General features: G+C 61.8%; 11 protein-coding genes. 7 read left to right on the top strand and 4 right to left on the bottom strand.

Annotated features, from left to right (window positions below; genetic code table 11):
* The first annotated feature begins 65 nt into the window (after positions 1 to 65).
* The 6 genes from fixL (at position 66) to ACZCWR_RS08640 (ending at position 9253) form a co-directional block, all read left to right on the top strand.
* Complete coding sequence (gene fixL, locus ACZCWR_RS08665) at positions 66 to 2594, top strand: oxygen sensor histidine kinase FixL (protein ID WP_487300363.1); 2529 nt, start codon at positions 66 to 68, stop codon at positions 2592 to 2594.
* Positions 2591 to 3226, top strand: a complete 636-nt coding sequence (fixJ, locus tag ACZCWR_RS08660; RefSeq protein WP_487300362.1) for an oxygen response regulator transcription factor FixJ — start codon at positions 2591 to 2593, stop codon at positions 3224 to 3226. Before fixL ends, fixJ begins: the two co-directional genes overlap by 4 nt.
* A gap of 465 nt (positions 3227 to 3691) precedes the next feature.
* Positions 3692 to 4987, top strand: coding sequence for a DUF3300 domain-containing protein (locus ACZCWR_RS08655; protein WP_487303288.1), 1296 nt, complete (start codon positions 3692 to 3694; stop codon positions 4985 to 4987).
* A 58-nt stretch (positions 4988 to 5045) separates the two neighbouring features.
* The gene (locus tag ACZCWR_RS08650) at positions 5046 to 5945 is read left to right on the top strand and encodes a DUF2950 domain-containing protein (RefSeq protein ID WP_487300361.1); all 900 of its coding nucleotides are present in this window, start codon (positions 5046 to 5048) and stop codon (positions 5943 to 5945) included.
* Between the two features lie 188 nt (positions 5946 to 6133).
* A complete protein-coding gene (folD, locus tag ACZCWR_RS08645; protein WP_487300360.1) occupies positions 6134 to 6988 on the top strand; it encodes a bifunctional methylenetetrahydrofolate dehydrogenase/methenyltetrahydrofolate cyclohydrolase FolD in 855 nt (284 codons plus the stop codon).
* A gap of 153 nt (positions 6989 to 7141) precedes the next feature.
* Positions 7142 to 9253, top strand: coding sequence for a M3 family metallopeptidase (locus tag ACZCWR_RS08640; RefSeq protein WP_487300359.1), 2112 nt, complete (start codon positions 7142 to 7144; stop codon positions 9251 to 9253).
* A gap of 116 nt (positions 9254 to 9369) precedes the next feature.
* Here ACZCWR_RS08640 and ACZCWR_RS08635 read toward each other — a convergent pair whose 3' ends face one another.
* The 3 genes from ACZCWR_RS08635 to ACZCWR_RS08625 all read right to left on the bottom strand — a co-directional run bounded on the left by ACZCWR_RS08635 (position 9370) and on the right by ACZCWR_RS08625 (position 12267).
* On the bottom strand, positions 9370 to 9879 hold the full coding sequence (locus ACZCWR_RS08635; protein ID WP_487300358.1) for a hypothetical protein: 510 nt from the start codon (positions 9877 to 9879) through the stop codon (positions 9370 to 9372).
* Between the two features lie 297 nt (positions 9880 to 10176).
* Entirely contained in the window at positions 10177 to 11454 is a 1278-nt protein-coding gene (locus tag ACZCWR_RS08630) for an amidohydrolase family protein (RefSeq protein ID WP_487300357.1), read from the bottom strand.
* 54 nt (positions 11455 to 11508) lie between these two features.
* Positions 11509 to 12267: a nitrilase-related carbon-nitrogen hydrolase gene (locus ACZCWR_RS08625; protein WP_488876487.1), complete on the bottom strand. Its 759-nt coding sequence runs from the start codon at positions 12265 to 12267 to the stop codon at positions 11509 to 11511.
* Positions 12268 to 12371: 104 nt separating this feature from the next.
* Between ACZCWR_RS08625 and ACZCWR_RS08620 the strand changes: the two genes are divergently transcribed.
* The gene (locus ACZCWR_RS08620; RefSeq protein ID WP_487300355.1) at positions 12372 to 13262 is read left to right on the top strand and encodes a LysR family transcriptional regulator; all 891 of its coding nucleotides are present in this window, start codon (positions 12372 to 12374) and stop codon (positions 13260 to 13262) included.
* On the opposite strand, the gene ACZCWR_RS08615 is transcribed toward ACZCWR_RS08620, so the two are convergent.
* The gene (locus ACZCWR_RS08615; RefSeq protein WP_487300354.1) at positions 13246 to 13845 is read right to left on the bottom strand and encodes a GNAT family N-acetyltransferase; all 600 of its coding nucleotides are present in this window, start codon (positions 13843 to 13845) and stop codon (positions 13246 to 13248) included. The two genes, ACZCWR_RS08620 and ACZCWR_RS08615, sit on opposite strands and share 17 nt — an antisense overlap.
* Between the last annotated feature and the right edge of the window lie 26 nt (positions 13846 to 13871).

Here is a 13871-nt window from a genome sequence, read left to right as displayed (position 1 = left end):
TTTGAGTGCTCTTTACCGTCTTTTTACGCCAATTAACAATCGGACGCTGCGTTACAATCGCAGCCATGTTGACTGACCGGCTCAAACGCTCGGCACGGGTGGCGCGCAAGCAGACCGACTCGTCGCCCTCCCGCTGGCACCACGGCCCGTGGTGGTCGAACTCCTATTTACTCACGCCGCTCATTTCGATCCTCGTGTTCCTGGTCGTGATGAGTCTGATTCTCTGGAGTCTCAACCGGCGCGAACAGCAGCAGCAGGAAGACACGCTGTATCGCAACGTCGCGTGGGCGCAGCAGCAAATCCGGCTTTCCATGACGGGCGCGCAAGAGCAGATTCAGGCGCTCGCACGCGACATCGCCAGCGGTCACAACGATCCGCAAACCTTCCAGACGTCCTCCGCGGACATCATGCAGGGGCATCCCGAACTCCTCTACATGAACTGGTACACGAGCGAGCACAAGCCGCGCTGGCCGAACACGCCGCTGCCGGTGCTGGGTTCTCGTCTAGCCAAACCCAACGACACGCAGATGGACGAGGCCGTGCAGGCCGCCTTCGACGAAGCGCGCAACACGCGCCGACAAGTCTACTCGCCGCTGCTCTACGACGATCTAGGTAATGGCTATATCACCCTGCAGACGCCGGTGTTCCGCGACCGCGAGTTTCTCGGCTCGATCGCGGCGGTGTTTTCGATCGAAGGCATCCTGAAGCACGACATTCCCAGCGAGTTGTCGGCGAAATACAAGATCTCCATCACCGACCTGAACAATCGCGAACTCGCCACCACGTCGAGCCGCCCGCGCCTGCCGCGCGACATGTTCTACGACCTGCCGCTCGACCCGCCGGGGCAAGGCTTGTCGGTGCGCGTGTATTCGTATCCGCAACTCACGAACTTCACCAACAACACGCTGGTGTGGCTGGTCGCCGGTTTGTCGTGCTTCGTGCTGTGGAGCTTGTGGAGTTTGTGGAAGCACACGCGTCAGCGCTTCGAGGCGCAACAGGCGCTCTACGCCGAAGCGTTCTTCCGTCGCGCGATGGAAAACTCCGTGCTGATCGGCATGCGCGTGCTCGACATGCACGGCCGCATCACGCACGTGAATCCGGCGTTCTGCCGCATGACCGGCTGGGACGAAAGCGATCTCGTCGGCCGCAACGCGCCCTTCCCCTACTGGCCGCGCGATGCCTACCCGGAAATGCAACGCCAACTCGACATGACCTTGCGCGGCAAGGCGCCGTCGTCCGGCTTCGAGTTGCGCGTGCGCCGCAAGGACGGTTCGTTCTTCCACGCGCGTTTGTACGTATCGCCGCTGATCGACAGTTCGGGACGGCAAACCGGCTGGATGTCGTCGATGACCGACATCACCGAACCGAAACGCGCGCGCGAAGAACTCGCCGCCGCGCACGAGCGCTTCACCACGGTGCTCGAAAGTTTGGACGCCGCCGTGTCCGTGCTCGCCGCCGACGAAGCCGAACTGCTGTTCGCCAACCGCTATTACCGGCATCTGTTCGGCATCCGGCCGGACGGGCATTTGCAACTCGCGGGCGCGGGGTTCGACGGCGGACAAAGCTCGTCGGACGACATCGACATGGTGGACACTTACGCGGGATTGCCCGCCACGGCTATCACCGAAAGCTCGGCGGATGCGCAGGAAGTCTATGTCGAAGGCATCCAGAAGTGGTTCGAAGTGCGCCGCCAGTACATTCAATGGGTGGACGGCCACCTCGCGCAGATGCAGATCGCGACCGACATCACGCAACGCAAGCAGGCGCAGGAACTCGCGCATCAGCAGGAAGAAAAACTTCAGTTCACCAGCCGCCTGATGACGATGGGCGAGATGGCGTCGTCGCTCGCGCATGAGCTGAATCAGCCGCTCGCGGCCATCAATAATTACTGCTCGGGCTGCGTGGCGCTGGTGAAATCCGGCCGCATGACGCAGGAAACGCTGCTTCCGGTGCTCGAGAAAACCGCGCAGCAGGCGGTGCGCGCGGGCATGATCATCAAGCGCATTCGCGAGTTCGTGAAGCGCAGCGAGCCCAAGCGCCAGGCCACGCGCGTGGCGGATATCGTCGCGGACGCGGTCGGTCTCGCCGAGATCGAGGCGCGCAAACGCAAGATCCGCATCGTCACGGAAATCCGTTCGCGCATGCCGGTGATCTACGTCGATCCGGTGCTGATCGAACAAGTGCTCGTGAATCTGTTGAAAAATGCAGCCGAAGCCATGCATGATGCGAAACCGAACGCCGTCGATCCGGTGATTCGCGTGGTCGTGCAGCGCACGGATGGCGGCTTCGTCTGCATCAGCGTGGTCGATCAGGGACCGGGCGTGGACGAAGCCACCGCTGAGCGGCTTTTCGAACCGTTCTACAGCACGAAATCTGATGGAATGGGGATGGGGCTGAATATCTGCCGCTCGATCATCGAGTCGCATCGCGGACGGCTTTGGGTCGTCAACAACGTCGAATCGGATGGCAACGTGACGGGCGCGACCTTCCATTGCAGCCTGCCGATCGGTGAAGTGGACGGCTCCTCGGGCGGCCGCGGCACGGATACGCAAGACGAACATACGAGACAACAAACAGTAACGGGAGAACTATGAGCACAGTCACCACTCAGGAAACCGTCTTCGTCGTCGACGATGACGAGGCCGTGCGTGATTCCTTGCGCTGGCTGCTTGAAGCGAACGGCTACCGCGTTCAGTGTTTCTCCAGCGCGGAATCCTTCCTCGACGTGTATTTGCCGGTCGCGCATTCCGGCGCGATCTCCTGCCTGATCCTCGACGTGCGCATGGCCGGCATGACGGGGCTCGAATTGCAGGAGAAGCTCATCGCTGAAAATTCGCTGCTGCCGATCATCTTCGTGACCGGTCACGGCGATGTGCCGATGGCCGTCTCCACGATGAAGAAAGGCGCGATGGACTTCATCGAGAAGCCCTTCGACGAGGCGGAACTGCGCAAGCTCGTCGAGCGCATGCTGGAAAAGGCGCGCAGCGAAAGCACCAGCGTGCAGCAGCAGCGCGCGGCGGCCGAGCGGTTGGGCAAGCTCACGGCGCGCGAGCATCAGGTGCTGGAGCGGATCATCGCCGGGCGGCTGAACAAGCAGATTGCGGACGATCTGGGCATCAGCATCAAGACGGTGGAAGCGCACCGCGCGAACATCATGGAAAAGCTGTCGGTGAATACCGTGGCCGACCTGCTGCGTCTCGCGCTGTCGAACAAGCCGCAGCCGTAACAGCGCGGTTTCACTGATGAGTTCATCGAGCGGCCAGCCTTCAGTGCTGGCCGCCTGCGCTTTCGCGCGTCTTTCCTCTCTTACATAATTTCCCTGCCTTTTCGCGTGCCCGTTGTCGGTGCGGATGAAACGTGATATTTCGTGGATCACGTTGACTCGCATTCGTCCGGCCCGTACTTTGACCGGACCCTCTTTAACGGACTCGGTCATGCACGACATTGCGCGGGTCATCCCTTCACCGGACAGCCAAACGTTTGCCGTCCGAATCAATTTGCTGCGCGTCGGCAGCAAATTCAGCGTTGTATCCCCTCTTCGCTTTTCCCGTTCGCTTCACGCTTGCTTGTCGTACCGGCATCGTCCGGTCGAACAAGATGCGCAGGAGGACCAATCTTGAAAACGAATTCCCATACTGCGTTTCTTCCCGGCACGCGCCGCGCGTTTGCCTTGTGCGTTGCGCTCACGGCGATGCCGCTCGGCATGCTCCACGCGCCGGCCGTTTTCGCGCAGGCGCAGAGCAGCGCGCCTGCCGGTCAGAAACTGTCGAATCAGCAACTCGATTCGCTGACCGCGCCCGTCGCGCTTTATCCCGATGCGTTGCTCGCGCAAGTGCTGATGGCCGCAACGTATCCGCAGGACGTGCAGCAGGCGGCGGAATGGTCGAAGCAGAATCCCAACATCAAGGGCGACGATGCAGTGAAAGCCGTGCAGTCCGAACCATGGGACCCGAGCGTGCAATCGCTCGTCGCGTTCCCGCAGGCGCTCGCGACCATGGCCTCGAAACCCGAGTGGATGACGAATCTCGGCAACGCGTTCATCGCGCAGCCGAGTGAAGTGATGGACTCCGTGCAACGCCTGCGTCGCGCGGCGCAAAGCGCGGGCAATCTGAAGACGAACGAGCAGCAGAAGATCGTCGTGCAGCAGGCGCCGAGCACGAGCGTGACGACCATTCAGATTCAGCCGGCCAATCCGCAAGTGGTGTACGTGCCGACGTATAACCCGACGGTCGTGTACGGTGCGTGGCCTTATCCGGCGTATCCGCCGGTCTATGTGCCGCCGCCTCCGGGCTATGCGATGGCGACCGCGTTCGTCGGCGGGCTCGCGTTCGGTGCGGGCGTCGCGGTCGCGAATTCGTTGTGGGGCAACTGCGACTGGAATCACGGCAATGTGAACGTCAATGTGAACCGGTACAACAACATCAACGTGAATAACCGCATCAAGGCGAATAACGGCAATGTCAACTGGAACCGCAACGACCCGCAGTTCAACCGGAACAACGTGAACCGGCAGAACTTCAATAATCAAAATCTCGCGGCCAACCGGCAGAACTTCAACAATCAGAACCTTGCCGCGAATCGCGATCAGTTCCGTGGCCGCGACAATGCGCGCTCGCAGGCGGCGCAGACCTTGCAGCAGCGCACCGGGCAGAACATGAACCAGACGGCGAGTCAGCGCGCGCAGAACATCCGGCAAGGCGGCGGCGCGAACGGCATCAACAACGGCAATCTCAATCAGCGCGCGCAGAGCGTGAACCGCGACAACGCGCTGCGCGGCGCGGGCGATGGTCAGGGCGCGCGTCAGGACATGCAGCGCGGTCAGGCGAGCCGGCAGTCGTTCGAGAATCGGCAGCCGAGCCGGATGGGCGCGAATGGCGGAGGCGTGCAGCGTCAGGGTGGATTCGGTGGTGGTGGCGGCGGAGGTGGCTTCGGTGGCGGAGGCGGAGGCGGCTTCCACGGCGGTGGCGGCGGATTCCATCGTCGTTGATGCAACGCTCACCCTCGCGCGCCGTCGATGCGGTGCCCGCCCCCTTCAGGAGCCCAGAATGATGCACACCCAACCGAAAATCCCCGCTTATCTGCGCGCGATGTTCGCCGCGCTCTCGCTCGTGGCATCGGCGGCGCACGCGCAGGCCGTGTACCCCACGCCCGATGGCGCCGCGCAGGCGCTGACCGATGCCATCACGAACAACGACGAAACCGCGATCTCCACCGTGCTCGGCCGCGATCACGCGCGTTATGTGCCGACCGACAGCATCGGCGAAGAGGATATTTATCAGTACCTCGGCGCGTGGGCGCAGGGGCATCGCATCGTGCAGGACGAGGCGAAGATCGAAGGTCATCCGGCCGCGCATGTCGAAGTTGGAACGAGCGGCTGGACGCTGCCCATTCCGCTCGTCGATACGGCCCACGGCTGGCGCTTCGACATGGCCGCGGCACACGACGAACTCGCGGTGCGGCGCGTCGGCCGCAACGAGCGGTCCGCCATGCAGGTGGCGCTCGCCTACGTGGATGCGCAGAACGATTACCGCAAACTGACGAACCACTATGCCGAGCGTTTCCTGAGCACGCCGGGCAAGCACGACGGCCTGTACTGGGACACCGCGCCGGGCGAAGCCGAAAGTCCGCTCGGTCCACTGGCCGCAGCGATGCCGAACAAATCGACGGCATCCGGCGGCTATTACGGCTATCACTATCGCATTCTCACCGCGCAGGGCAAGCACGCGAAAGGCGGCGCGCGAAACTTCATGAAGGGCGCGCAACTGACGGGCGGCTTTGGCCTCATCGCGTGGCCGGCGAAATACGGCGAAACCGGCGTGATGTCCTTCATGATCGATCAGGACGGCCAACTCTACGAGAAGAACCTCGGGCCGCGCACGCCGACCGCCGCCGCCGCAATCAAGTCGTTCGATCCCGACGATTCGTGGAAGGCGGTCGCGCCCTGAGCGCATCGTAAGGCGATCGAAGCAACGCCATCGGGAACGTCCGCCGCGTGGCGGCGGTATAATTTTGCCCTTCCCGATGGCGTAAAAACGCCAAAACACGACGCACAGCGTCATGCCCCAGCGGCAGCACCCATGCCGTGCGCCCGACGACTGCCGCACCCGATCGCCCATCCTCGACCCGATTCGCCATGACCGCCCAACTCATCGACGGCAACGCCCTTTCCAAGACTCTCCGCGCCGATGTCGCCACGCGCGCCGCCGCCCTCACCGCTCGCGGCCACAAGCCGGGGCTCGCCGTCGTGCTGGTCGGCGACAACCCGGCGAGCGAAGTCTACGTGCGCAACAAGGTGAAGGCGTGCCACGACAACGGCCTGCATTCGGTGATGGACCGCTTCCCCGCGACGCTCGCGCAAGACGAACTGCTCGCGCACATCGACAAGCTGAACGCCGATCCGGCAATTCACGGCATCCTCGTGCAACTGCCGTTGCCCGCGCATATCGACAGCCACAAGGTGATCGAAGCTATCGCGCCCGAAAAGGACGTGGACGGATTTCACGTCGCCAACGCGGGCGCGCTCCTGACCGGCAAGCCGCTGTTTCGCCCGTGTACGCCGTATGGCGTGATGAAGATGTTCGAGGCGCATGACATCGACCTGAAAGGCGCGAACGCGGTGGTGATCGGGCGCTCGAACATCGTCGGCAAGCCGATGGCGCTGCTGCTGCTCGAAGCGGGCGCGACCGTCACGATCTGCCACAGCAAGACGCGCGATATCGGCAAGCACACGCGCGATGCGGATGTGATCGTGGCCGCCGTGGGCCGTCGCAACATTCTGACTGCCGACATGGTGAAGCCGGGCGCGACCGTGATCGATGTCGGCATGAACCGCGACGATCAGGGCAAGCTCTGCGGCGACGTGGATTTCGCGAACGTGCGCGAAGTGGCAGGTTACATCACGCCGGTGCCGGGCGGCGTCGGCCCGATGACCATCACCATGCTGCTCGTCAACACGATCGAAGCGGCCGAGCGTGCGGGCGAAGCATAAAACGGCGCCCACCAATCGTCCCCTTAAAAACATTCGATTGGATTTTGGACTCGCCGCCCCAATAATGCTTTGTTGAAGCATCCGAACATAGCGGCGCGGGGCTTTTTCATCGCCCTGCCCGCGCGTCACCTTCAACACGAGAACGGGAGCGCCATGAGCGATACCACTGCAGCAAGGTCGTCCGATAATCCGCTGCTCGACTTTTCCGACCTTCCGCGCTTCGGCGACATCAAGCCCGAACACGTCACCCCGGCCCTCGATGTGCTGCTCGCGGATGCGAAAGCCGCCGTCGATCACGCCGCCGCGCCCGACACGCCCGCCACCTGGACAGATATCGTCGAAGCGGTGGATCGCGAGTCGGAGAAACTGTCGCGCGCGTGGGGCGTCATCGGGCATCTGAATGCCGTTGCCGATACGCCCGAACTGCGTGCCGCGCATGCCGAAAACCTGCCGCGCGTCACGGAGTTTTCCGCGAGTGTTGGCCAGAATCTGGCGTTTTACGAGAAGTACAAGGCCATCGTGGCGAGCGCGGAGTTCGCCGGTCTTTCGCCCGAGCGCAAGAAGATCCTCGAAAACGCGCTGCGCGATTTTCGTCTGTCGGGCGCGGAATTGCCTGAGGACCGCAAACCGCGTTTCGCGCAATTGCAGGAAGAACAGGCGGCGCTCGCCAAGGCGTTTTCCGACCATGTGCTCGATGCAACCAACGCGTACGCGTACATCGTCACGGAAGAAAGCGAGCTTGCGGGCCTGCCCGGCGACGTGATCGAAGCAGCGCGCGAAGCCGCTCAGCGCGATGGCAAGGAAGGCTGGAAGTTCACGCTGCATTTTCCTTCGTATTTCCCGGTGCTTCAGTACGCCGAACATCGTCCGATGCGTGAGGCGATGTACCGCGCCTATGTCACGCGCGCGTCCGAACTTGGCGAGACTTACGGCCACGGCAAGTCGGAGTGGGACAACACCGCGAACGTGGCCGAGACGCTCAAGCTGCGTCGCGAAGAAGCGCTGACGCTCGGTTACCAGAACTTCGCGGAAGTCTCGCTCGCGCCGAAGATGGCGGAGTCGCCCGCGCAGGTCATCGCGTTCCTCGAAGATCTGGCCAGGCGCGCCCGCTCATACGGCGAAAACGACTGGATGGAACTGCGCGCGTTCGCCGCGACCGAACTCGGCATGCCGGAACTTCAGCCGTGGGACGTGGCGCTGGCATCGGAAAAACTGCGTCAGAAGCGCTATTCGTTCTCCGAGAACGAAGTGAAGCAATACTTCCCGCAGGAAGCCGTGCTGAAGGGTTTGTTCAAGGTCACCGAAACGCTGTTCAACGTGTCCATTCGTCGCGATGAAGCAGCGGTGTGGAATCCGGACGTGCGCTTTTTCCGTGTCGAGAACAAGGACGGCACGCTGGTCGCGCAGTTCTATCTCGATCTGTATGCGCGCGAAGGCAAGCGCGGCGGCGCGTGGATGGACGACGCGCGTTCGCGTCACAAGCGCACGCAAGGCGGCGTGCAGACGCCAGTCGCTTATCTCACCTGCAACTTTTCCGCGCCGGTGGGCGGCAAGCCCGCGTGCTTTACGCACGATGAAGTCATCACGCTGTTCCATGAGTTCGGGCATGGCTTGCATCACATGCTCACGCGCGTGGATGAACTGGGCGTGTCGGGCATTAACGGCGTCGAGTGGGATGCGGTCGAACTGCCGTCGCAGTTCATGGAGAACTTCTGCTGGGAGTGGGACGTGCTGACCGATATGTCCGCGCACGTCGAAACCGGCACGCCGTTGCCGCGTGAACTTTTCGACAAGATGCTGGCCGCGAAGAACTTCCAGAGCGGGCTGGGCACGCTGCGTCAGATCGTGCTTTCGATGTTCGATATGGTGCTGCATACGTCGTACGATCCGGCTAACGCCACGCAGAATGTGAACGACCTCGCGCGTGACATCAACGAGCAGTTTCATGTGGTGCCGCAGACGCCGTTCTCGCGGTGGACGAACACGTTCAGCCATATCTTCGCGGGCGGGTATGCGGCGGGGTATTACAGCTATAAGTGGGCCGAGGTGCTTTCGGCGGATGCGTATGCTGCGTTTGAGGAAGCTGCTAAGGCTGTTAATGGGTCCGTGCTGGATGCGCAGACGGGCACGCGTTATCGTCGTGAGATTTTGGAAGTGGGGGGGAGTCGGCCGGCGATGGATTCGTTTAAGGCGTTTCGTGGGCGTGAGCCGAATATTGATGCGTTGTTAAGGCATAACGGGATGGCGGGAACGACGGCGCAGTGAGGCGCGGTACGTACTATCGAAGAAACGCCGGTATTGCTACCGGCGTTTTTTTTTTGGTTTGTCGGCTCAGATTCCTGACTTTTCGGCCTTGGAGAGGCTTCAAATGAAGGCCAAGATTACCCCGAGGCGTCAAGCCGATCGTGAGGCGGATCACGCCTCGAAATCGTGCGAGCACGCGGCAAGTCACCAGCCAGAAAAGACGTGATCCGTTCTCCCAAGGTCAAGTCGAAGTTCGGTACATGTCCCCTGCGAATTTCCTCGCCCATGTGCGCCGGATGAGTCAAAGATCCGAACGCCTGCGAATCACTTTCCTGAAGGTCAGCAAAGCATTTGGAAAGTTCTTCGTCGGATAAAATATCCAGCTTCGCCTTTAGATTCTCGTATTTTTGCTTTTGGACTAAAGCGAGAACACTCTTGACTCCAGGCTGATAAACAAATGAAAAGGCCGCTAAAGCAGCGATAGCCAAGCCCGATATTATCGGCAGCGATTCAGTTATAACCGCTGCTCCAAGCAGTATTTGTACAAAGTTGACGACGCGGTCAATACGCGACAGCAGCATCGACTGCATCTTTTCTAAACGAATTGAATAGTCAATCTGAAAACACGTATCGTCCCGCACGTTCATATCGGCTCCTACTTGTTAGGCGGCGGTGGTGGCGGCGGTGGTACTGGTCGCGGTGAAACATGAGAGTGATGCTCCCTGTTTTGTGCCGGCCGCGCAGGCAGCGGTGAACGATGGTCGTTTGCCATCGTCGGCGGCTTCTTTGTTGACATGCGATTCTCCAAAACGAATTAGCCGGGAAGGCATCGTAGCAGTTCGTCTCGTTGAATCAAGCGGTAACGCAAGCAATCCTTATAAATTCAGAAAAATACACTTCGACTCTCGATCTGTTTTCGATCATGAGGCGTGTGAAGATAAATATCAAGATCGCTTGATCCGAAAATCCACTTCCGCTGGCCGCCCTTCCAACGCCAATATTGCCCGCACCGCAGGACTCCGGCTCACCACTTTTCCACGCCTAATCACCACCATCCGCGCCGCACGCAACCGAATCGCCTCGATCGGATCACGCGCATCGAGAATCACGCAATCGGCGTTACATCCCACTGCAATACCATACCCCTCAAGCCCCAGAATCCGCGCAGGATTCACCGTCACCGCATCGAAACAAGCACGCATGGCATCCACGCCTGTCATCTGCGCGACGTGCAGGCCCATATGCGCGACTTCCAGCATGTCGCCCGAGCCTAAGCTGTACCAAGGGTCCATCACGCAATCATGCCCAAACGCGACATTCACGCCCGCCGCCATGAGTTCGGGAACGCGCGTCATGCCGCGCCGCTTCGGATATGTATCCGACCGCCCTTGCAGCGTAATGTTGATAAGCGGATTAGCAATCGCCGCTACGCCGGACTCACGCATCAACGGAAGCAGCTTGCTGACGTAATAGTTATCCATCGAATGCATCGACGTGAGATGCGAGCCGGTCACGCGTCCATGCAATCTGAGCCGATGCGTTTCCGCCGCGAGCGTTTCGATATGACGCGACATCGGATCGTCGGACTCGTCGCAATGCATATCCACGCGCAGGCCCTTTTCCGCCGCGAATTCGCACAGCAGTTTCACCGATGCCGCGCCGTCCGCCATCGTGCGTTCGAAATGCGGAATGCCGCCGACCACGTCCACGCCCATCGCGATCGAGCGCTTGAGGTTGTCGAACGCGCCCGCACTGCGCAACACGCCGTCCTGCGGAAACGCGACAAGTTGCAAATCGAGATAAGGCTTCACACGGCGCTTCACTTCGAGCAGCGCTTCGACCGCGAGCAGGCGTTCGTCGCAGACATCGACGTGCGTGCGGATCGCCAGCAGCCCACGCGCGACGGCCCAGTCGCAGTATTGCATCGCGCGTTCGACGAGCGCTTCCTGCGTGAGTTCGGGCTTCAGTTCGCCCCATAGCGCGATGCCTTCCAGCAGCGTCCCCGAGCTATTCACGCGCGGCAAGCCGTAGGAAAGCGTCGCGTCCATGTGAAAGTGCGCATCGACGAAAGGCGCGCTGACGAGCGAACCGTTCGCGTCGATTTCCTCGCGCGCGGTCGCGTTCAGATGCGGCTCGATGGCGGCGATGCGCCCCGCCTGCATGCCGATATCGACGAGCGCATCCGAGCGGGCAAGCGCCGCGCGGCGAATGATGAGATCCATGTGCGAACCCTCCGGCCGTGGCTGTTCGTCCGATTGTAGCGGGACAGAAATCGGTCAGGTTCGAATGCGCGCCACCATCGCGAAGGAGAGCGGCAGCGCGCCGCGTGCGGTTGCGCGTCGTTGTTCCTGGTAGGCGCCTGTCTCGCGTGCGAGCGCGCCGTAGAGCGAGGGGCGACGCGACGCCAGCGCCCGTCGTCCCGCGCTCGCATCGGCCAAGGAAGGTTGAATATCGGCGATGCAGTCATCGCCCGAAGCCAGCACAGTGCCATCGGGACCGGCGATCACGCCCGCCCCGCTCGCCGCGATGAACATGCCGTGATCGATCGCGCGTGCCGCGATGCGTCCGGCGTCGCACATCGCGTCCTGCCGATACGGCGCGATGAGCAGCGTTGCGCCCATCAGCGCGTTCATCCTCACGTTCTCGACGATATCGTTGTCGTCACCGATCAGGATGCCTACGCGCGCGCCGAGCGGTGTATCAGCAACCGTGAAACGCTCGCCGACGTGATAGCGCCCATCGCCCTCGTTCAACGCGCGATGACGCATGCGCGCGCCGCCCGGCATGCAGAGCGCATAACTATCGTAGCGCCGCCCATCCGGCGTGCGTTCGATGAAACCCACGCCCGCCGCGACGCCACTCGTCTCCACAGCCTGCGCGATGTCATCTATCGCGACATCGATATCGTCCGCGCTCGCTTGCGGAAAAAGCGCAAGTTGCACGCTCTTGCGCGCAAGCCGCGACAACGTGGACGCCACGCTCGCCGCGTTCAGACGACGCATGACTGCAACACGAATCGAAGATGACGTTTCCAACCGGCCCTCCCGCGAAAGCAGCGAACACCCTCATTGAAACGTCCATCGTTCGATAAGTAAAATGAATGTTTTGAGCGAATCGATCGCCTTTTGGAATCGAACCGATGGAACTCAAACTGCTGCGGGCGTTTCTCATCATCGCCGAATTGCGGCATTTCGGACGCGCGGCGCAGGCGTTGCATCTGAGCCAGCCCGCGCTCAGCAAGCAGATTGCCGCGCTCGAAGAAAGCCTTGGCGCGCGGCTTTTCGAACGCGGCCGGCATGGCGCGGAACTGACGATATTCGGCGCGGGTTTCGTCGCCGATGCACAAAACCTCGTGCGCGATGCCGACGCCGTGCTCGCCCGCGCCCGTGAGTCGAGCAGCGGTGCGCGCGGTTTCTTGCGCGTGGGCTTGTGTCTGTCGGTGCTCACGCATGTGCCGAAGCTGATCGCGCAGTTTCGTCGCGAGAATCCGAACGTGAGCATCACGCTGCACGATCTGTCGTCCAGCGAGCAGACGCAACGGCTGCTTGCGAACAAGCTTGATGTCGGCTTCATGCGCATGCCGACGAGCGCTGGACTCACGGGTTTCGCCGTGCTCGACGAGACGCTGGCGCTTGCCGTGCCGGAGCATTTTCAGTACACGCGGCTGCCGAAAGATTTGAACGTGCTGAACGATCCCGGCTTCATCGCGCTGGCGAAGAGCCGCGGGCCGGGGCTGGCCGCGCAAATCGAGCGATGGTGTGGGAAGCACGGCCTCAAGCCGAACGTCACGCAGGAAGCGGACGATATTCAGTCGGTGTTGGCGGCAGTTGCGGGTGGTGTCGGCGCGGCGTTTCTGCCTTCACGCGCGCAATATCTGTTGCGCGATGCCCGCGTGCTTACTTTGCGCGATGCCCCGGCGAAATGGCGCATCGGCATTGCATGGCCGAGCACGCGCGACGATGCCGTGACGCAGCGCTTCGTCGCGCAAATCCGCGCGCATATGAAAGGCCGCGCTATGCTCGATGCGTGAGTTTCGCGCGCAGCATGGCCTTCACGCCGGGCCATTCATCATCGATGATCGAAAAGCGCACGGAGTTGCGCTTGCGCCCGTCCGGCATGATGCGCTCGTGCCGCACGATCCCTTCCTGCTTCGCGCCGATGCCGAGAATCGCCGCGCGTGACTTCTCGTTCAGCTCGTCGGTCGTGAACTGCACGCGCACGGCTTGCATGACCTCGAACGCATGCGTGAGCAGCAGCAGCTTCGCCTCGACGTTGATGCCCGTGCGCTGCGTCGAACGCGCGAGCCACGTATGCCCGATTTCCTGCTTGCGATTCACGCGGTCGATCTTCCAGAAACGCGTGCTGCCGACGATGCGCCCGGTGTCGCGCTGAACGATGACGAAGGGCATGACGGTGCCTGCATCGCGTCCGGTGAGTGCTGTGTCGATGTAGCGTTGGATGGTGTCGGGGCCGGGGACGACAGTGACGCTGAGGTTCCAGAGTTCGCCGTCGGCGGCGGCGGTGATCAGGGGGGCGGCGTGGTCGGGACGCAGGGGGCGTAACTCGACGTGGGGGCCGGTGAGGGTTGGTTGGGGGTCGGGGGATAAGCTCATTGCGTTATCTTATAGCGACTCTTCGT

The organism is Caballeronia sp. A2-2 (assembly GCF_057612605.2).
Note: the sequence above shows the minus strand (reverse complement) of the source record. Positions and strands in the feature narration are given on the sequence as shown.